Source organism: Hyphomonas sp., from assembly GCF_046313975.1.
Classification (GTDB): domain Bacteria; phylum Pseudomonadota; class Alphaproteobacteria; order Caulobacterales; family Hyphomonadaceae; genus Hyphomonas.
Genome location: NZ_JBKBXB010000018.1, coordinates 33,638 through 53,089 on the forward strand (window position 1 = coordinate 33,638; position 19,452 = coordinate 53,089).

Annotated in this window: 18 protein-coding genes; 9 read left to right on the forward strand and 9 right to left on the reverse strand. The window is 63.8% G+C overall.

The genetic code is table 11. The features are described 5' to 3' along the window. Positions 1 to 3: 3 nt before the first annotated feature. Positions 4 to 996 (reverse strand): amidohydrolase family protein, encoded by a 993-nt coding sequence (locus ACK4TE_RS08385; protein WP_409911045.1) that lies wholly within the window; start codon positions 994 to 996, stop codon positions 4 to 6. Between the two features lie 142 nt (positions 997 to 1,138). On the opposite strand from ACK4TE_RS08385, the gene ACK4TE_RS08390 reads away from it, so the two are divergent. The 4 genes from ACK4TE_RS08390 to ACK4TE_RS08405 are packed head-to-tail and all read left to right on the forward strand — an operon-like array spanning position 1,139 to position 5,760. Beyond that, positions 1,139 to 1,405 (forward strand): DUF4212 domain-containing protein, encoded by a 267-nt coding sequence (locus ACK4TE_RS08390; RefSeq protein ID WP_409911046.1) that lies wholly within the window; start codon positions 1,139 to 1,141, stop codon positions 1,403 to 1,405. Positions 1,406 to 1,408: 3 nt separating this feature from the next. Further along, complete coding sequence (locus ACK4TE_RS08395; RefSeq protein ID WP_409911047.1) at positions 1,409 to 3,187, forward strand: sodium:solute symporter family protein; 1,779 nt, start codon at positions 1,409 to 1,411, stop codon at positions 3,185 to 3,187. Between the two features lie 46 nt (positions 3,188 to 3,233). Continuing rightward, positions 3,234 to 5,183, forward strand: coding sequence for an acetate--CoA ligase (gene acs / locus ACK4TE_RS08400; protein WP_409911048.1), 1,950 nt, complete (start codon positions 3,234 to 3,236; stop codon positions 5,181 to 5,183). Between the two features lie 4 nt (positions 5,184 to 5,187). Then, positions 5,188 to 5,760 carry a YdeI/OmpD-associated family protein gene (locus ACK4TE_RS08405; protein WP_409911049.1) on the forward strand — a complete coding sequence of 191 codons (573 nt, stop codon included), beginning with the start codon at positions 5,188 to 5,190 and terminating at the stop codon, positions 5,758 to 5,760. A gap of 9 nt (positions 5,761 to 5,769) precedes the next feature. Here the strand turns inward: ACK4TE_RS08405 and ACK4TE_RS08410 are convergent, their stop codons facing one another. Then, positions 5,770 to 7,371 (reverse strand): stimulus-sensing domain-containing protein, encoded by a 1,602-nt coding sequence (locus ACK4TE_RS08410; protein ID WP_409911050.1) that lies wholly within the window; start codon positions 7,369 to 7,371, stop codon positions 5,770 to 5,772. A gap of 24 nt (positions 7,372 to 7,395) precedes the next feature. Then, the gene (locus ACK4TE_RS08415) at positions 7,396 to 7,860 is read right to left on the reverse strand and encodes a peptidylprolyl isomerase (protein WP_409911051.1); all 465 of its coding nucleotides are present in this window, start codon (positions 7,858 to 7,860) and stop codon (positions 7,396 to 7,398) included. 124 nt (positions 7,861 to 7,984) lie between these two features. Between ACK4TE_RS08415 and ACK4TE_RS08420 the strand changes: the two genes are divergently transcribed. Continuing rightward, positions 7,985 to 8,461: a DUF3995 domain-containing protein gene (locus ACK4TE_RS08420; protein ID WP_409911052.1), complete on the forward strand. Its 477-nt coding sequence runs from the start codon at positions 7,985 to 7,987 to the stop codon at positions 8,459 to 8,461. Here ACK4TE_RS08420 and ACK4TE_RS08425 read toward each other — a convergent pair. The 3 genes from ACK4TE_RS08425 to polA form a co-directional block, all read right to left on the reverse strand. Next, positions 8,439 to 9,038, reverse strand: coding sequence for a hypothetical protein (locus ACK4TE_RS08425; RefSeq protein WP_409911053.1), 600 nt, complete (start codon positions 9,036 to 9,038; stop codon positions 8,439 to 8,441). The genes ACK4TE_RS08420 and ACK4TE_RS08425 overlap by 23 nt on opposite strands. Further along, the gene (locus ACK4TE_RS08430) at positions 9,010 to 9,702 is read right to left on the reverse strand and encodes a response regulator transcription factor (RefSeq protein WP_409911054.1); all 693 of its coding nucleotides are present in this window, start codon (positions 9,700 to 9,702) and stop codon (positions 9,010 to 9,012) included. The genes ACK4TE_RS08425 and ACK4TE_RS08430 overlap by 29 nt, the downstream gene beginning before the upstream one ends. Positions 9,703 to 10,551: 849 nt before the next feature. Continuing rightward, positions 10,552 to 13,344 (reverse strand): DNA polymerase I, encoded by a 2,793-nt coding sequence (polA, locus tag ACK4TE_RS08435; RefSeq protein ID WP_409911055.1) that lies wholly within the window; start codon positions 13,342 to 13,344, stop codon positions 10,552 to 10,554. Between the two features lie 137 nt (positions 13,345 to 13,481). On the opposite strand from polA, the gene ACK4TE_RS08440 reads away from it, so the two are divergent. From ACK4TE_RS08440 to ACK4TE_RS08455, 4 genes are all read left to right on the forward strand, one after another. After that, a complete protein-coding gene (locus ACK4TE_RS08440; protein WP_409911056.1) occupies positions 13,482 to 13,952 on the forward strand; it encodes a hypothetical protein in 471 nt (156 codons plus the stop codon). Between the two features lie 43 nt (positions 13,953 to 13,995). Then, complete coding sequence (locus ACK4TE_RS08445) at positions 13,996 to 15,021, forward strand: NADP-dependent oxidoreductase (protein ID WP_409911057.1); 1,026 nt, start codon at positions 13,996 to 13,998, stop codon at positions 15,019 to 15,021. Between the two features lie 79 nt (positions 15,022 to 15,100). Beyond that, positions 15,101 to 15,472 (forward strand): hypothetical protein, encoded by a 372-nt coding sequence (locus tag ACK4TE_RS08450; protein WP_409911058.1) that lies wholly within the window; start codon positions 15,101 to 15,103, stop codon positions 15,470 to 15,472. A 119-nt stretch (positions 15,473 to 15,591) separates the two neighbouring features. After that, positions 15,592 to 16,335, forward strand: coding sequence for a C13 family peptidase (locus tag ACK4TE_RS08455; RefSeq protein ID WP_409911059.1), 744 nt, complete (start codon positions 15,592 to 15,594; stop codon positions 16,333 to 16,335). Between the two features lie 11 nt (positions 16,336 to 16,346). Here the strand turns inward: ACK4TE_RS08455 and metC are convergent, their stop codons facing one another. The 3 genes from metC to ACK4TE_RS08470 are packed head-to-tail and all read right to left on the reverse strand — an operon-like array spanning position 16,347 to position 19,358. Then, the gene (gene metC / locus ACK4TE_RS08460; protein WP_409911060.1) at positions 16,347 to 17,513 is read right to left on the reverse strand and encodes a cystathionine beta-lyase; all 1,167 of its coding nucleotides are present in this window, start codon (positions 17,511 to 17,513) and stop codon (positions 16,347 to 16,349) included. Next, positions 17,510 to 18,349 carry a sulfurtransferase gene (locus tag ACK4TE_RS08465; protein ID WP_409911061.1) on the reverse strand — a complete coding sequence of 280 codons (840 nt, stop codon included), beginning with the start codon at positions 18,347 to 18,349 and terminating at the stop codon, positions 17,510 to 17,512. The genes metC and ACK4TE_RS08465 overlap by 4 nt, the downstream gene beginning before the upstream one ends. A gap of 4 nt (positions 18,350 to 18,353) precedes the next feature. Further along, positions 18,354 to 19,358 (reverse strand): cysteine synthase A, encoded by a 1,005-nt coding sequence (locus ACK4TE_RS08470; RefSeq protein ID WP_409911062.1) that lies wholly within the window; start codon positions 19,356 to 19,358, stop codon positions 18,354 to 18,356. Positions 19,359 to 19,452 lie beyond the last annotated feature (94 nt).

Here is a 19,452-nt window from a genome sequence, read left to right on the forward strand (position 1 = left end):
CGCTCACAACTTGTACACCTTCCTCGCCGTTCCGCTGAACATCGCCGCTTTCGCGGCTTCCGGATAGTCCTGCGCGATTTTCTTCAGGCCGTTCCACAGCGTGCGATAGCTGATCGACAGGCGGTCGACCGGGAAGTTGCTTTCGAACATGCAGCGTTCCGGGCCGAACACCTTGATAGTGTGGTGATACCACTTCGCCTGCGCCTCCACGAATTCATCCGATGACGGAGGGGTTGCGCGCGTGTTCCAGCCATAGCCATTATCCGGCATCGCCATGCCGCCAAGCTTCGCGTGCACATTCGGGCAGGCGGCGACTTCCGCAATGTCATCCTTCCACTTCGCGAAAATCTCGTCCCGCTTGCCTGCATACGGGCCGACGCCCAGCGGCGTGCCGAAATGGTCGAGGATCATCACAGTGCCTGGCACCGCGCGGGCGAGCGCCGCATAGTCCTTCAGCTGGTGGTGATAGATCCATGTGTCATAGGTCAGCCCGCGCTCGCCAAGGCGGGCAACGCCGCGCCGGAAGGCGGCGTCTTCGAACAGGCCTGCGGGTGCGCGGCCCGGAATACTCAGCGGTGCGCCGCTCTCATCGCGCGACCCCGAATGGCGTATGCCCCGGAACCGCCCTTTCGCGGCGGCCGCGTGGGCGTCCAGCACGGCGTCCAGCTCCGACAGCCGCAAGTCCGCATGCGCCACGATCCCCGCGATCTGCGCTTTGCCCGGCATCTTCGCGGCGCGCTCCGCCGCGGCGGCCACGAACTCCGTCTCGCCGACAGGTTTCAGATGCTCCGGCCCATCCGCGCGGTAAGACGCGCCGCATTCAAGGAACACCGTCTGCACCACATTGTGCCCGTCGCCTGTATCGGCGTGCAGCTCTTCAAGGTCGTAAGATAGATGCGGCTTCGGCCATAGGTGGTGGTGCGGGTCGACAATCTCGCGCGAGGGATCGATCACGTCTTCGCGGTGCTGGCTCAGCCACTCATTGTTATTGAACACCGCTTCCTCCTCGCTGCGTTTTGCGCGCACTGTGACAGGGCGCCGGGCGTTTGCGCAAGAATGGCAAGGTTGTCATTCGCCGCTTTCCTTCGCCCGCGAAGCCGGTAAGGTGCGCGCCATAACAGAGGGCAGGGAGCGCCAGATGACCGAAAAGACCGAGACGCCGGACCGGAAGGGCTACTGGCCGGAAGTACTCCGGCTGACGCTGACGCTGCTCGTGATCTGGTTCCTGGTCTCGTTCGGCGCCGGCATCCTGTTCCGCGAGTTCCTCGACCAGTTCAGCCTCGGCGGCGCGCCGCTCGGTTTCTGGTTTGCGCAGAACGGATCGATCTATGTCTTCGTCGTCCTGATCTTCTACTACTGCGCCGCGATGAACCGCCTCGAGAAGAAATACCGGATCGAGGGCTGAGACATGGACTGGACACTCTTCTGGGTCATCGGCACCTTTGCGACCTATATCGGCATTGCCATCTGGGCGCGCGCCGGCTCCACCAATGATTTCTATGTCGCCGGGCACGGCGTCCACCCGGTCGTCAACGGCATGGCCACCGCCGCCGACTGGATGAGCGCCGCCTCCTTCCTCTCGATGGCGGGCCTGATCGCCGGCATGGGTTATGGCGGCTCGGTCTACCTGATGGGCTGGACCGGCGGCTATGTTCTGCTGGCGCTGCTGCTCGCCCCGTTCCTGCGCGAGTTCGGCAAGTTCACCGTGCCGGACTTTGTCGGCGACCGGTATTACAGCGACACCGCGCGCCTCGTGGCGGTTGTCTGCGCGCTGTTCGTGTCGTTCACCTATATCGCTGGCCAGATGTCCGGCGTCGGCATTGCGTTTTCGCGCTTCCTCGGCGTGGATTTCAACACCGGCATCTTTGCCGGCATGGCCATCGTCTTCGTCTATGCGGTGCTCGGCGGCATGAAGGGCGTCACCTACACGCAGGTCGCGCAGTATGTCGTGCTGATCTTCGCCTACACCGTGCCCGCCATTTTCATCTCGCTTATGCTGACTGGTAATCCGGTGCCGCAGGTCGGCTTCCTCTCGAACATCAAGGGCGAAGACATCTCGATGCTGCAGAAGCTCGACCAGACCGTGCGCGATCTTGGTTTTACGGGATATCTCTCCTCCACCAAGTCGAACTTCGACATTTTCTGCATTACCGCCGCGCTGATGTTCGGCACGGCCGGCCTGCCGCACGTCATCATCCGCTTCTTCACGGTGCCGCGCGCGTCGGATGCGCGCCTCTCGGCGGGCTGGGCGCTGGTCTTCATTGCGCTGCTCTATACCGTCGCGCCCGCCGTCGGCGCCTTCGCGCGCGTCAACATTATCGGGTCCGTCAACGAGACGGCCTATGTTGCGCCGGACGCGTATGAAGAACAGAGCGCGGCTGTGCTGGCGAGCGGCGACCAGCCGAGCCCCGCCTGGTTTGCCAACTGGGAGAAGACCGGCCTTGTCACCTTCGACGACAAGAACGGCGATGGCCGTATGCAAATCCGTGGCTCCGCCGCGCCGGACGGGCTTGAGAACGAAGTGACGATCAACAATGACATCTACGTCCTCGCCAATCCGGAAATCGCTCAGCTGCCCGAATGGGTGATCGGCCTCGTCGTTGCGGGCGGCCTCGCTGCAGCGCTCTCGACCGCGGCGGGCCTCCTCATGGTCATCTCTTCCGCGATCAGTCACGATCTCTGCCGGCGCACCTTCTTCAAGGGCATGAGTGACAAGGCCGAACTGCGTGTTGCGCGTGGCGCGGCGGCGGCGGCTGTCATCGCGGCAGGGTTCATGGGCATCTATTCGGCGCAGCTCGCCTTCGTCGCGCAGGTGGTCGCCTTTGCCTTCGGGCTTGCAGCGGCCTCGCTCTTCCCGGTCATCCTGCTCGGCATCTTCTGGAAACGGATGACACGCGAAGGCGCCATCGCCTCGATGCTCACCGGCCTCATCCCCACTTTTGCCTATATCTGGCACTTCAAGCTTGGCGCCGGAAAGGCCGCGACGGCGGAGCAATGGTTCCTCGGCGTGTCGCCCGAAGGCATCGGCTTTGTGTTCATGGTTGTGGCTCTGGTGGTGGGGGTCGCGGTCTCGCTGGTCACCCGGCCGCCGCCGCAGGACATTCAGGATCTCGTCGAGGACATCCGCATTCCGGGCACGCGCACGCCGCACGGTATTGCGGATGCAGGCATGGCGCCGGTAGACTAGAGCGAGAGCCACAAAACCTGCCCCGGCGGAAACCCGAAGCGATCCCATGACCGACACGTCGAAAACCTATCCTGTTCCCGAAACCTTCGCGAAGCAGGCCAATCTCACGCCGGAAAAATACCGCGAGATGTATGCCGCCTCAATCGCGGACCCAGTCGCCTTCTGGGGCGAACAGGGCAAGCGGCTGGACTGGATCACGCCGTACACGCAGGTGAAGGATGTCTCCTGGGAAACCGGCGACCTGCATGTGCGCTGGTATCATGACGGCGTGCTAAACGTTTCCGCCAACTGCCTCGACCGCCACCTCGAAAAGCGCGGCAACAAGCCCGCCTTCATCTGGGAAGGCGACGAGCCCGGCGAGACCTACACCGTCACCTATCGCCAGGCGCACACGGCCGTGTGCAAGTTTGCCAATGTGCTGAAGCAGCTCGGTGTGAAGAAAGGCGACCGCGTCACGATCTACATGCCGATGATCCTCGAGGCCGCCTACGCGATGCTGGCCTGTGCGCGCATCGGGGCAATCCATTCGGTCGTGTTCGGAGGATTTTCGCCGGACGCGCTCGCGGGCCGCATCGTCGATTGCCGCTCCGAAGTGATCATTACTGCCGATGAAGGCATCCGCGGCGGCAAGAAGGTTCCGCTGAAGACGAACGCCGACAGGGCTGCAGAGATTGCCGGCGGCATTGTGAAGAAGATGCTCGTCGTCCAGCGCACCGGCGGCGACGTGACGATGACCGAAGGGCGCGACCACTGGCTGCACGAGATCGGCGCAGACGTTTCCGCTGATTGCCCGCCCGAACCGATGAGTGCCGAAGATCCGCTGTTCATACTCTACACCTCCGGTTCCACGGGAAAGCCGAAGGGCGTGCTGCACACTACTGGTGGCTATCTCGTCTGGGCCTCGATGACGCATGAATACGTCTTCGACCTGAAGGAAAACGATATCTTCTGGTGTTCGGCAGATGTCGGCTGGGTCACCGGCCACACATATATCGTGTACGGACCATTGGCGAACGGGGCGACCAGCCTGATGTTCGAAGGCGTGCCGACTTATCCCGATGCCAGCCGCTTCTGGAAAGTGTGCGACCATCACAAGGTGACCATCTTCTACACCGCCCCCACCGCCATCCGCGCCCTGATGCGCGAAGGCGAGGGCCCGGTGAAGAAGGCGCATCGCAAGACGCTGCGTCTGCTCGGCACAGTGGGCGAGCCGATCAATCCCGAAGCCTGGGAATGGTATTTCCATGTCGTCGGCGAGGGGCGTTGCCCGATCGTTGACACATGGTGGCAGACCGAGACCGGCGGCACACTGATCGTGCCACTGCCGAACACGACAGGTATGAAGCCCGGCGCGGGTTCGCATCCCTTCTTCGGCGTTCAGCCGATTCTCGTCGATGCCGAAGGCAATGAGCTGCAGGGCGCCGCCGATGGCAACCTCCTGATCACCGACAGCTGGCCCGGCCAGATGCGCACCGTGTACGGAGATCACCAGCGCTTCATTGATACCTATTTCACCGCCTATCCCGGCAAATACTTCACCGGCGATGGCTGCCGCCGGGATGCGGATGGCTTTTATTGGATCACAGGCCGCGTGGATGACGTCATCAATGTCTCCGGCCACCGCATGGGCACGGCAGAAGTCGAGAGCGCGCTCGTCTCGCATGACGCGGTCGCCGAGGCCGCCGTGGTCGGCTATCCGCACGACATCAAGGGGCAGGGCATCTATGCCTATGTCACGCTGCGCGCCGGTGTCGAAGCAGATGATGCGCTGCGCAAGAATCTTGTCCAGCATGTGCGCAGTGAAATCGGCCCCATCGCCTCGCCGGACCTGATCCAGTTCGCTCCCGGCCTGCCGAAAACCCGCTCCGGCAAGATCATGCGCCGTATCCTGCGCAAGATTGCGGAGAACGAGTTCGGCAGCCTCGGCGATACGTCCACGCTGGCTGATCCTGAAGTGGTCACCGACCTGATCGAGAACCGCCAGAACAAGGGCTAGGACGATGACGTCTGATCCGCGCGTCGATGCCTATATCGAAAAGTCGGCTGAATTTGCGCAGCCCATGCTCCGGAAACTGCGGGAACAGGCTCACGCCATCTGTCCGGAGGCGGAGGAAGCGATCAAATGGGGCATGCCGGCCATCGTCTATCGCGGCAAGAACCTCTGCGGCCTTGCGGCCTTCAAGGCGCATGTCGGTCTGTTCGTCGAGGGTGAGCGCAAAGAGGATGGCGCCGAAGGCATGGGCGAGTTCGGCAAGATGCGCAGCGTCGCTGACCTGCCGACGAAAGCTGCGCTCACGAAAGTGCTCAGGGAGCGGATGAAGGCCATCGAAGCCGGCCCTACACGGAGAGTGCTAAAGCCGCCGCCGGAAGTGCCGCCTGATCTCGCCAAGGCGCTGAAGGCGTCAAAGCCGGCGGCGACCACCTTCAAGGCTCTCTCTGCCACCAACCAGCGCGATTATGTCAACTGGATCACCGAGGCCAAGCAGGTCGAAACCCGCGCCCGGCGGATCGCGCAGTCCATCGAATGGCTCAGCGAAGGCAAGCCGCGGAACTGGAAGTATATGAAGAAGTAGGCGAGCGAGCTAGATTGCCGGCAGATCGACCGTGAAGCGCGCGCCGCCTTCGGTCTTGTTCTCCGCCCAGACCTTGCCGCGATGCGTCGCGATGATCTGTTTCACGATTGAGAGGCCGAGGCCCGAATTGTTGCCGAAGGCCGTGCCCTTGGGTCTGTCTGTGTAGAAACGATTGAAGATCGTCTCCAGCTTGTCGGGCGGAATGCCAGGACCGGAATCTTCCACGGTGAGGCGCGCAATCGTGCGCGGGCCTTCATTCGTCTGGTCGAGACGCACCTCAACAGTGCCGCCTGTTGGCGAGAAGGAGCGCGCATTGTCGATCAGGTTACGCAGCACCTGGCCGAGCGGCCCCTCGCGCCCGCGCACGATCAGGCGCGCGCCCATGGTTGCGTCCGTGAACGCCACATGCACGGGGTGGGTCTCGCCGCCGATGCCTTCATAGGTGCGTACGATGTCCCGCACAAAGCGCGCGATATCGATCTGCTCACTCGGCAGGCGTGTCATCTCGGCTTCCAGGCGTGAAGCGTTCGAAATATCCGTGATCAGACGGTCGAGGCGTTTTACATCCGAGGCGATCACCTGCCGCAGCCGGGCCGCAGCCTCCGGGTCCTTCACCCGCTCCAGCGTCTCGACCGCCGAGCGGATGGAGGTCAGCGGGTTTTTCAGCTCATGCGCAACATCGGCGGCAAACTGTTCGTTCGCCTCGATCCGCTCCAGCAGCGCCTCGGTCATGCCCTGCATCGAGGAGGCGAGGTCGCCGATCTCGTCCGAGCGCTGCGTCAGCAGCGGCACATCGATCCGGTCGGACGCCCCGGCGCGGATACGGTCGGCCGCCAGCGCAAGCCGGCGCAGAGGCCGCGCGATGCCCACAGTCAGCATCAGCGAGGTGATGAACGCCATCAGCACAGCCACGCCGATGAAGGGCACCAGCGCCACCCGCTCTGCACGGATAATCTCGTCGATATCGCTGGCTTCAAGCACCAGGACGCCGACCACTGCAGAGACCCGCTGGACTGGCATGGACACGGAAATCACCCGCTGCCCCCGGTCGGAGAAGCGCTGGCTGGCCGCCTGTCCGCCTTCGGCGGCGACCTTGAATTCATCCTCGAAGCTCTGTGTGCGGAGGGATTCAGAAGTCCGGCGCGGGGAGAAGAAGGCGAAGAATTCGCCGGTCCATTCCGAAAGGTCACGCCCCGTGCGCGTCAGCCAGCTCGGGTCGCGCAAGGGCGGAAGGACGCTCACATCGACGCGTTCGGACAGGTAATAGCTGTCGCCGATCAGTTCGCCTTTCGGCGTGAAGATGCGGGCGCGCACCCTGTCCGGCAGGTTCAGCCGGCGCAGCGTCTGGCGCGCTGCCTCGGCATTGAGGCCCGGCTCGGGCGTGGTCGCATCGTCCGACAGGAGGCTCGAGAAAATCTGCGCCTGCGCTTCCAGGTCCTGCTTCTTTGAAGCGACGAAGCCGGCGCGCATCTCGTTCAGGAACATCGCGCCAATGATCAGGATCGCGAGCCCGGCAAGGTTTGACGCAAAGATCAGCCGGGCGATCCGGGACCCGAGGATCGAGTTGCCGCGCCGCGGAGCGCTGCGTCTGGGGGCGCGGGTCTCGGACATGGGCGCCTGCCGGCTGTGGTCTCCCTATGCGTCGGCCGCAACGCGCATCGAGACGATGCGGTCGGGTGATCTCGGCGGCTCGCCCTTGGCGAGGGCGTCAATTGCGTCCATGCCTTCGGTCACCTGGCCCCAGACGGTGTACTGCTTGTCCAGGAAGCGCGCGTCGTCGAAGCAGATGAAGAACTGGCTGTTGGCCGAATGCGGCGCCGAGGTGCGGGCCATCGAGCAGGTGCCGCGCACATGCGGCTCGGCGTTGAACTCCGCTTTCAGGTCCGGCTTTTTCGATCCGCCCATGCCGGTGCCTTTCGGGCAACCCGTTTGCGCCATGAAGCCGGCGATCACGCGGTGGAAGACGATGCCGTCATAAAACCCCTCACGCGCGAGTTCTTTGATGCGCGCCACATGCCCGGGGGCGAGATCGGGGCGCAGGCGGATGGTGACATTGCCCTTCGAGGTTTCGAGAAGCAGCGTATTTTCAAGGTCTGACATCGTCGGGGCTCCTTTGGCCTGTCATCTATGTAAGGGTCTGGCCTCTGGCTATTCAATCGCGGCACTGGCGGCAAGCCGGGCCTGCATGTATTCTTGGCCGGTCTGAACGGAGGATCTGGCAGATTTGGCCCAGCTGGTCGCAACTCTACTGGCTGTCTCGCTGGCTTCGGCTGGCGTGCTTTACCTCCTCTGGGCGGCGGGCGTGAACTTTCCGTTTGCGAACGAACAGGCCCTCGCGCGCTCCATGATCGGCCGCCGGGGCATTACGCGCGTCCCGTCCCGGGCAACCTTCCTCTACCTTGGCGGCCTGCTGCTGGCGGCTGCCGTGGCCGCTTTCATGATGGGCGGATTCAGCGAGCAGGTGCCGCAGGCCAAACCTTTCCTCGCGCCGGTCGGCCTGCTGCTCGCCGCAACGTTCATCGGCCGCGGCATTGCCGGCATCCTCCCGGCCTTCGAACGAGCAGCGCCGGAGCAGCCCTACCTCTCGCTCAACCGGCGCATCTATTCACCGCTCTGCGGCCTTGCCGGCATCGGCTTCCTTTTCCTCACGCTCGCCTTGCCGAACTGGAGCTGGCGGCTCAGCCAGCTGTCTGGCGGATAAGGGCGGGGAAGTCCTGCAACCAGTCTTCTGCCGTGCGGCCATCCTCGCCGGGCGCTTTCATCATGCCTGAGAAGTTCCAGTGATTGAGACGCGTGGCGATGCGCGTGTCCGCCGCGCTGAATATTCGCGGTACGCCGCCGCCGGTGAGGAAGCCTGCGGCCTTCACGATGTCGGAGCGGTCATACGCAGACGGCGCGGCATCGATATGCACGACGAATTGCGCGGCGCGGGGGCGGGCATCGCCGGCGGTGATCCGGGTCAGCGGTTTTGCCACCGGGTCCGCGCCGATCAGGAACACGCCGGCACCGGCCAGCCGCCGCACCGCCTGCACCGCCGTGTCCGCGCCCCAGCTGTGACCGATCACGGCAACCTCGTGCCCGTCTCGCGCCAGGTCCTCCGCCAGCCGCGCGACCGCCATCAGTTTCCAGTGGGGCAGGTAGTGCACCTGGCGTTCGGCGCGAAGGCGCGCGCGGCGCGCTTCGGCAAAAGACAGAACGAGGCGGGAGTGTTCGTCTCCCGCCCCGCCGATGAAAATCTCTGCCGGGTGTCTATTCCGTGTAGCGATAGCCGACACCATACAGCGTTTCGATCGCGTCAAACTCATCGGTCACTTCGCGGAACTTCTTGCGCAGCCGCTTGATGTGGCTGTCGATGGTCCGGTCGTCGACATAGATCTGGTCGTCATAGGCGGCGTCCATCAGCTGGTCGCGGCTCTTCACATATCCCGGGCGCGAGGCCAGGGCCTGCAGGATCAGGAACTCGGTCACTGTCAGGCGCACCTGCTTGCCATCCCAGGTGCAGGCATGGCGGTTGGGGTCGAGCACCAGCTTGCCGCGCACGATCGGTTTGGAATCGCCTTCCTCCGGGCCGGCAACACCTCCGCGGGCGCGCCGCAGCACCGCCTTCACGCGCTCGGCCAGCAGGCGGTTGGAGCAGGGTTTGCGCACGAAATCGTCGGCGCCGATATTGAAGCCGATCACTTCGTCGATCTCTTCATCCTTCGAGGTCAGGAAGATCACCGGCAGCTCGGAGGTCTGGCGCAGGCGGCGCAGCAATTCCATCCCGTCCATCTTCGGCATCTTCACGTCGAGGATGGCAATGTCCGGCGGGCTCTCGGTGAGTGCGGGCAGGGCAGCTTCGCCATCATGATAGGTGCGCACCTGGTAGCCCTCGGCCTCGAAGAAGAGTTTCAGCGAAGCCACGATGTTTTCATCGTCATCCACGAGGGCGAGTGTCGTCATTGCCTTGTCCTTTTCCGCCAGACGGAAGCCAGATGGTGCTTCGGTCCGCTTGCCAACAGGTTCAATCACAGCTCGGTTCATGGTGAAAGCCCTCCAGATGTGGAGCTTCAACAAAATCAACGGAGTGCGGCGGGCATTTGCGCGGATTGCGGCGCACTCGCGATTCATTGCGGCGAAGGGTGCCGTAATTGTGAAGATGGGCGCGAGAGAGGGATTTGCCGGTGCGCCTTTACCCGGCCCGGCCTTCGCCGTCCGGTATCGGATCATGTGGCGGCCCTCGAGAACGGGACCGGGTGCGGCGGACGCCGCGGGGCGTCCGGGAAGGAAAGTGTTGGTTGCGGGGTGGACGCCACTCGTCCGCCGCACCTGCCCCCGGAGTTTCGGGCAGTTCTCGGGATGACTTCGGCGCTGCCAGGCCTTGGCTCCTTACCTCGTAGACGAGGCCATGCCCCTGAGAGCATGGCGGGCCAGTCGGGATTCTCTACCGGCTTTTCACCGGCTCGCCTGGATCAACGTCCCTAGAGAGGAGGCGGGCCGTAACCCCCGCACCCTCCCCGCTTCCGGGGACGCCTCGCTGAAAACCGAACGGTACCGGTTCCGGTCCCTTCAGGGAGACGGGAGCATCTTATGCCAGGTGGTGACCCTACCGGATTGGGAAGCTGTGGAATTCTTTGGTTAGTCATTCGGGTGAGGGCCGGGAGCCCGCTTGAGCGTTGTTTTGTAGAGCTTTCCGGGTCCCGGCTTTCGCCGGGATGACAGGGGGCGGGGGCGGGAATGGGGTGGACGTGTTGCGCTCAGGTCTTTGACTACAACAGGTTTCCGAGGTGAGGGTCTGCAACCCCTGAAACGTCAATGCGCCGCCGCCCAGGTCTTCGCCGCCTTCGCCTCCACCACCAGCGGCACCGACAGCTTCAGCGACGGCCCGTCCGCCCCGCTCATCGTTTCCTGCGCCACCTCGATCAGCTTCGACGCTTCCTTCTCCGGGCATTCGAAGACGAGTTCGTCGTGCACCTGCAGCAGCATCTTCGCCTTGAGGCCTGCCTTTGCGATGGCGTCCGGCATGCGGATCATGGCGCGCTTGATGATGTCGGCGGCGGTGCCCTGCAGCGGGGCGTTGATCGCCTGACGCTCTGCGAAGGCGCGGGACGGGCCCTTGGCTTTCATGTCCGGCAGGTGGATCTTGCGGCCATAGGCGGTGCGCACGAAGCCGGTTTCGCGGGCATAATCCTTCGTCTCGTCCATGAACTGGCGGATGCCGGGGAAGCGTTTCAGGTATTCCTTGATATAGGCGGCCGCCTCCGCCTGCGGGATGCCGAGCTGGCGGGCGAGGCCGAAGCCGGAGATGCCGTAGATGATGCCGAAATTGATCGCCTTCGCCTGCCGGCGCACCATCGGGTCCATGCCTTCCACCGGCACGCCGAACATCTCGCTGGCCGTCATGGCGTGAATGTCGAGCCCGTCCATGAAGGCTTTCTTCAGCGCCGGAATATCCGCCATGTGCGCGAGGATGCGCAGCTCGATCTGCGAATAGTCCGCCGAGACGAGCACGTTGCCGTCTTCCGGGATGAACGCCTCGCGGATCTTGCGGCCCTCTTCCGTTCGTACAGGGATGTTCTGGAGATTGGGATCGGTTGAGGCAAGCCGCCCGGTCTGCGCACCCGCCATCATGTAGCTCGTGTGCACGCGGCCGGTTTTCGGATCGATGGCGGCCTGCAGCGCTTCGGTATAGGTCGAGCGCAGTTTCTGCAGCATCCGCCAGTCAAGAATGGTGCGGGGCAGGGCATTACCCTTGTCTGCCAGTTCCTCGAGAATATCGGAATCGGTGACCCAGGCGCCGGTCTTGGTGCGCTTGCCGCCTTCCAGCTGCATCTTGTCGAACAGGATTTCGCCGAGCTGTTTGGGCGAGCCGATATTGAAATCCTGCCCGGCCTCCTCATGCGCCTGCGCCTCGAGGCCCGCCATGCGCTGGGCGAAGTCGGCGGAGAGGCGGGAGAGCATCTGGCGGTCGACCTTGATGCCTTCCTGTTCCATTGCAGCCAGCACCGGCACCAGCGGGCGCTCCAGCGTTTCGTAAACGGTTGTGACTTCCTCTGTGCGCAGCTTTGGCTTCAGGTGCTGCCAGAGGCGCAGTGTCACGTCGGCATCTTCGGCGGCGTATTCCGTCGCCTTGTCGAGCGCGACCTGGGCGAAGGTTTTCTGGTTCTTGCCGGTGCCGGCCACGTCCTTGAAGCTGATCGGCACATGGCCGAGATAGCGCTCCGACAGCTCGTCCATGCCATGCCCGTGGATGCCGGCATTGAGCACGAAGGAGAGCAGCATCGTGTCGTCGATGGGCGCCACGCGGATGCCGTGCTGGGCGAAGACGGAGAGATCGTACTTGATGTTCTGGCCGATCTTCAGGACGGCGGCGTCTTCCAGCATCGGTTTCAGCAGCTTCAGCGCCTCTTTCATTTTCACCTGGCGCGGCGGGTCAGCGCCAAACATGTCGCCGTCGCCTTTCGCGTCCGGATCGACATGGCCGAGCGGAATGTAGCAGGCTTCGCCCGGCGCAAGCGCCAGCGAGACACCGACCAATCCTCCGCTCACGGAGTTCAGCGCGTCGGTTTCGGTATCAACGGCGACCCAGCCTTGCGCCGTCGCACGCGCGACCCAGTCTTCCAGAGTCTTCAGGTCGCGGATGCAGGCATAGGCGCTGCGGTCGATGGGCGCGGCATCGGTCGAGCGGACGGGGGCAATCGCGCCTTCCTTCTCCATCTGCTCGCGCACGCGGCGGGTGATGGTACGGAACTCCATCTCCTCCAGGAAGGCGATGAGCTGATTTGGCTCGGGGTCCTGCACCGCCAGGTCTTCCAGCGGCACTTCCACCGGCACGTCCACCTTCAGCGTCACCAGTTGCTTCGACAGGCGGATCTGATCTGCAAAGCCGAGCAGCGTTTCGCGCCGCTTCGGCTGTTTGATTTCGCCGGCGCGGGCGAGCAGTTCTTCGAGGCTGCCATATTCGGTGATCAGCTGCGCCGCGGTCTTCACACCGATGCCAGGCGCGCCGGGCACGTTGTCCACGCTGTCGCCGGCGAGGGACTGCACGTCGATCACGCCTTCCGGCCCGACGCCGAATTTCTCGATCACGTCCTCGCGCCCGAGCAGCTTGTTCTTCATCGGGTCGAGCATCAGCACCTTGTCGGAGACAAGCTGCATCAGGTCCTTGTCGGACGAGACGATGGTGACGCGCGCGCCCTTGGCTTCGGCGAGGCGCGCATAGGTGGCCATCAGGTCGTCGGCCTCGAAGCCGTTCATCTCGATGGCATGGGCGGCGAAGGCGATGGCGGCGCGGCGCACGAGCGGGAATTGCGGCACCAGTTCTTCCGGCGTCTCGGAACGGTTGGCTTTATACTCGGGGAAAATCTTGTTGCGGAATGTCTCTTCCGAGGCATCGAACACGCAGGCGAAATGCGTGGGGCGTTCCTTGCCTTTCAGGTCCTCCAGCAGCTTGAACAGCATGTTGCAGAAGCCGGCCACGGCGCCGACCGGCAGGCCGTCCGACTGGCGTGTCAGCGGGGGCAGGGCGTGGAAGGCGCGGAAAATGTAGGCGCTCGCATCGATGAGATAGAGATGGCTGTCCTGGGTGACGGGGGCCGTGGCCATGCGGGAATCCTCTTTGCTGAGGAGGGTTTAGCCGCTGCGGGCGGGCCCGTCACCCTTGCCGGGGGCGGCAAGTTAAACTGCCTTAAGGCGAGTCGAATCCGCTTTCCGTTGCGAGAGAAAGTGTGGTAAAATGTGGCATGGAGCGTGACCTCGACTTTTCCCAAGCCGCGGCCCTCGATGCGCCGCCGAAGCCAGCGCTGAAGGCGCCTTGGCATCTTTTCCTGATCGGCAGCGCCGCCGTGCTGTGGAATGCGCTTGGCCTGTTCGGATTCCTTGCGACCCTGACCCAGTTCCCGCCCTACATGGCGCAGTTCCCGGAGGAGTCGCGCATCTACTGGGCGAACGTGCCGATGTGGACCTTCGCGATCTGGGGCGTGGCGGTGCTCTCGGCGCTGGTCGGCTCCATGCTTCTCCTTCGGCGGCAGGTGCACGCGGTGCGTATGCTGGCGCTTTCGGCAACTGCGACCATCTTCTCGATGACGGCAACCTATTCCCAGCCCGACGCGCAGGCCGACCAGAACCGCGCCATCGCCGTGTTCGTCATCGTGGTTGCGCTGCTCCTCCTGAACTATGCCTTCCACATGTCCAAGCGCGGCGTCTTGCGCTGAGGCGGATTCGGACTAGCGTCCTATCCCGGAACGGGAGGACAAAATGATCAACGAAAAGAACCTGACCTGGGTGCTGCGCAAGCGGCCGGTGGGGGAAGTGAAAGAGGGCGATCTCGAACTGGTCGAGAGCCCGCTGGCCCCGCTGGCCGAAGGCGAGGTGCGCGCCAAGACGATCTATCTCTCGCTCGATCCGACGAACCGCATCTGGATGAGCGATATCGATGCCTACCTGCCGCCGGTGCAGATCGGCGATGCGATGCGCGGCGGCGGGCTGAGTGTCGTGACGGAGAGCCGGTTTGACGGCCTCGTGCCGGGCGACATCGTCAACACGGGCCTTGCGGGATGGGCGGTCTACAACACGTTGCCGGGCGCTTCGCTGGCAAAGCTGCCGAAGCTGCCGGGCGTGCCGCTGACGGCCTATATGGGCCCGCTCGGCGCGACGGGCATGACGGCCTATTTCGGGCTGATGGATATTGCCAAGCCGAAAGCGGGTGAGACATTGGTGGTCTCTGCGGCCGCAGGCGCCGTCGGCTCGATGGTCGGGCAGATCGGCAAGATCCAGGGCTGCCGTGTTGTTGGTATTGCGGGCGGGAAAGAGAAGTGCCGCTGGCTGACGGAGGTGGCAGGCTTCGACGCGGCCATCGACTACAAGTCCGAAGATGTCGGCGCCGCGCTCGACAGGCATTGCCCGAACGGTATCGACATCAACTTCGAAAATGTCGGTGGACGGATCATGGACGAGGTGATCGGACGGCTGAACGATTTTTCGCGCATGCCGCTGTGCGGGCTGATCTCCACCTATAACGCCACGACGCCGGTGCCGGGGCCGTACAATTTCTCGAACCTCCTGATGCGCCGCACACTGGTGAAGGGCTTCATCGTGATCGACTATTTCCCCCGCTTCCCTGAGGGCATCCAGCAGATGGCGATGTGGCTGATGGAAGGGAAGCTAAAATTCGAAACCGACATAGTCGATGGCTTCGAGAAGGCGCCCTCCAGCCTGTCGCGCCTGTTCGAAGGCAAGAATCTCGGAAAACTGGTTGTGAAGGTCAGTGACGAGCCCTCCTGAGGGCCAGGTTCAGCTTGCGTTCAGCTTCTCCAGACGCAAAATACTTCAAGGGAATCTGGAGCATGGGGCAATGGGGCAAATGGAAAAAACGGGATTCATCGCGCGCGGGCGCATCTGGCTGGCAGGGGCGAGCGCCGTAGCGCTCTCAGGCTGTTCGCACTCAGACTGGGAAGGCATCGCCATGGGGCTGAACATGGTTGCCGCCGAAACGGCGGTGACCCTGACGCAGGTGCCGCCCTATCAATGCGGCCTGAATGCCCAGCGCCACCCGGTTTGTGACGACACGGGAGACGGATTTGCGGACCGCTACGGCGACCCGAACTATGAATTCGTCCACGGCTGGAATTACGGCATTCCGACCCGCATCAACGATTACGGCGAGGCGTTCCAGTACGATACGGGCTGCGACTGCTGGCGGCGTGAGCGGTCTCTGGACACCTATCCGAAGTAGGCCGCCGGCGTGTGCGCGCGCATCTTGCGCCTCAGGCCGGGCCCTGATCAAATACGCGTATCCGAGACCCCGGGAGGCCCGCCTTGCGAGTTCTGTGTTTGCTGGCACTGGCTGTGTGGATGTCCGCTTTCGGCGGCGCTCGGGCAGAGCCGCAATACAAGGTTGAGGATGCGCCGCTGAAGGACTGGGCCGTGGGCATTCTCGCGGCGGACTGGCGCGACAGCGAAGGCAAGCCGATCGAGGCGTTCGAGAATGCCCGGCGCGCACTGGCCAAGAGCTTTGTCACCGCCGGCTTCAGTGCCGAGAATATCACGAGCCTGTCGCTGCGCCCGAAACAGTTCGGCGGATTTTCGCTGACCTCGCGGGAAGCCTTCGCGGCCTTCGAGAAGCAGACCAAGGCGGCGACGGCAGGCTGCCTTCTGTATTTCACCTCGCACGGCATTCCGGAGGGCATGACCATCGGGCAGGAGGGCCTGCTGAGCCCGGACCAGATGAACACGCTGGTCGGCCAATGGTGCGGGGAGCGCCCCACAGTGGTGGTGATCTCGGCCTGTTTCTCCGGCGTGTTCGTGCCGGCGGTGGCGGCGCCGAACCGCATGGTGATTTCGGCGGCGCGGCCGGATCGTTCGTCCTTCGGCTGCAGCGCGGACGCGACCTACCCCTATTTTGACGGCTGCGTCCTGGAATCCCTTCCGGATGCGGACGATTTCGTCCACCTCGCCAGCCTCGCCCGCCAGTGCGTTGCGAGCCGCGAGCGGGCGGAGTTCCTCTGGCCGCCTTCCGAGCCGCAGGTGAAAGTCGGCAAGGATGTGGAGGACCTGTTCATCTTCCTGGATTTCGACCGGCCGCCGATGGCGGAGTAGGCCGAACCTCGTCAGCTGGCGGACAATGCCCTGAAGCCTGCCTCAAGATCAGATTTCAGATCACTGACGGCTTCGAGGCCGATATGGAAACGCAGGAGCGGTCCGCGGGATTGCTCGGTCCAGTGACCAGGCATACGCGTCAGCTGCTGGTCGCAGGGGATAACGAGGCTTTCAAAGCCGCCCCAGGAGAAACCGAGGCCGAACAGCGAGAGCGCTTCGAAGAAACGCTCAAGCGCGCCATCCGGAACGGGCTTCAGGATGACGCTGAAGAGGCCGTTGGAGCCAGTGAAGTCCCGCTTCCACAACGCGTGATCGGCGCATGCCGGCAGCGCGGGGTGCAGAACGCTCTGCACCTCCGGGCGCGCTGCGAGCCAGTTCGCAATCTCGAGACCGGCGGCTTCATGCGCCTTGAGGCGCGTCTTCAGGCTGCGCAGGCCGCGAAGCGCGAGATAGGCATCATCCGGCGCGAGCGAGATGCCCCAATCCTCGGAACAGGCGGCGAGCTTCGCAGAAAGGACGCCGTCGTTTGTCACCACTGCGCCGCCAAAGGCGTCCGCATGGCCGACGACATATTTCGTCAGCGCCTGGACTGAAATGTCCGCACCCAGAGCAAGCGGCTGGTGATGCAGGCCCGCGCCCCAGGTGTTGTCCATGATGACGCGTATGCCGCGTGGCTTTGCCAGTGCAGCGATGGCGGGAAGGTCCGCGATCTCGAAGGTGAGGGAACCGGGGGATTCAAGGAAGATGGCTTTTGTTTCCGGGCGCAGGCGCGATTCAAGATCGGCCATGCTGCGCGGATCGAAGCGCTCGGCGGTGACACCCATCGCCCTCAGACGCTTCTCGCAGAAGCGCGCGGTGGGGCCGTAGGCGGCGTCGGTGAACAGGAGATGGTCGCCGGAGGCAACGCAGGTGGCGATGGCGAGTGCGCAGGACTGCAGGCCGTTGGCGGCCAAGCGCGTGTGCGCGGCGCCTTCCAGTTCGCCCATGGCTGCTTCGAGTTCGCGGTGCACGGTGAGGCCCATGCGGCCATAGGTCGGCTTGGCGCCGTAGAGGCTCGCCTCGTCGCGGAAGACAACCGTGGAGGCGCGTTCGACCGGCGGGTTGACCGTGACGCGGTCCAGTCGCGCCTTGCGGGTGTGGATGAGGCGTGTCTCGGGGGCGCCGTCGTCCTTCTTCATTCGGTCGCGACCGGGCGGGAGGGATCCGAGGCCCATTCCGTCCACGAACCATCATAGACTGCGACATCCCAGTTGCCGAGGCGGGCGAGGGCGAGCGCCGTGATCGCGGCGGTGACGCCCGAGCCGCAGGTGGTGACGGTTGGTGCCATCGGGTCCCTGAACAGCTTGCGAAGCTCGGCGACGGATTTCATGCGGCCGTCTGCGGCCATCAGCTGGCTGCCGGGCAGGTTGATGCTGCCTGGGATGTGTCCGGAGCGCAGCCCTTCGCGCGGCTCCGGCACGCGGCCGAAGAAGCGGCCATCGGGGCGCGCATCGATGATCGTGGTGCGGGCTGAGCCGATCAGGTTTTCGAGGCCTTTGGCGTCCATCACGAGATCGGTGCGCACGCGCGGCGTGAAGTGGCGCTCGGCAGTCATCGGCGGCATGTCGTCGATTTCGCCGCCCACTTCGACCCAGGCGCTGAGGCCGCCGTCCAGCACATGCACATCCTTGTGGCCCATGACGCGGAACATCCACCAGGCCCGGGCCGCAGCGAAGAAATTGTTCTGGTCGTAAAGGATGATGCGGTTGCCATCGCCGAGGCCGAGCCTGCGGACGCGCGAGGAGAATTTCACCGCATCCGGCAGCATGTGCGGCAGGTGAGTGGAGGTGTCGGCGATATCGTCGATGTCGAAGAAGACCGCTTTCGGGATGTGACCGCGTTCCCAGGCCTCACGGCCCGTCTCGGGCGGGTTTGTGAAGGGCGCGAAATAGGTCGCGTCCGCGATGCGCACATCCGGGGCGTTGATGTTTGCGAGCAGCCAGTCGGCACTGACGAGGGGGTCACCGTTTTCCATTTGCCTATTTCTCCATCCAGGGCGGCACGGGCAATCCCTTCCCGCGCAGAAATTCAGGATTGTAGAGTTTCGACTGGTAGCGGTTGCCATAGTCGCAGAGGATCGTGACGATGGTCTTGCCGGGGCCAAGGTCTTTCGCGAGGCGTATGGCGCCGGCGATGTTGATGCCGGATGAGCCACCGAGGCAGAGGCCTTCATGCTCGACGAGATCGTAGAGCACATTCAGGGCTTCGGTGTCCGGAATGCGGTAGGCCTTATTGACCTGGATGCCTTCGAGGTTTGCCGTGATACGGCCTTGGCCGATGCCTTCGGTGATCGATGTGCCTTCGGATTTGAGTTCGCCTTCGGTGTAGAAGGAATAGAGCGCCGCGCCGCCGGGATCGGCAAGGCCGATGGTGATGTTCTTGTTCTTCTCCTTCAGGCCCAGTGAAACGCCGCCCAGCGTACCGCCGGAGCCGACCGCGCAGATGAAGCCATCGATCTTGCCCTTCGTCTGTTCCCAGATTTCAGGGGCGGTGGTCTGGTAGTGCGCGCGGCGGTTGGCCTGATTGTCGAACTGGTTGGCCCAGATCGCGCCGTTGGGCTCGCTCGCAGCGAGTTCTTCGGCGAGGCGGCCGGAAAAGCGGACATAGTTGTTGGGATTGGCATAGGGCACCGCGTCCACTTCGATCAGCTCCGCGCCGAGCAGGCGGATGGCATCCTTCTTCTCCTGGCTCTGCGTGCGCGGCATGACGATGACAACGCGGTAGCCCAGCGCCTTGCCGACGAGGGCGAGGCCGATGCCGGTATTGCCGGCGGTGCCTTCGACTATGGTACCGCCGGGCTTCAGCGCGCCGGAGGCTTCGGCCTCGCGGATGATGCCGAGGGCGGGGCGGTCTTTCACCGACTGGCCGGGGTTCAGGAATTCGCACTTGCCGAGAATTTCACAGCCCGTCGCGTCCGAGGCCCGGTTGAGGCGCAGGAGCGGGGTATTGCCGATCAGGTCAACGATCGATCGGTGGATGGTCATGGGCAGATTGTCCTCTCGGCCACGGGGATGGGACCGAGACTTAAGGGGCTGCGGCGCAAGCTGCAATCGGACCAAATCTCATTTGATCCATTAC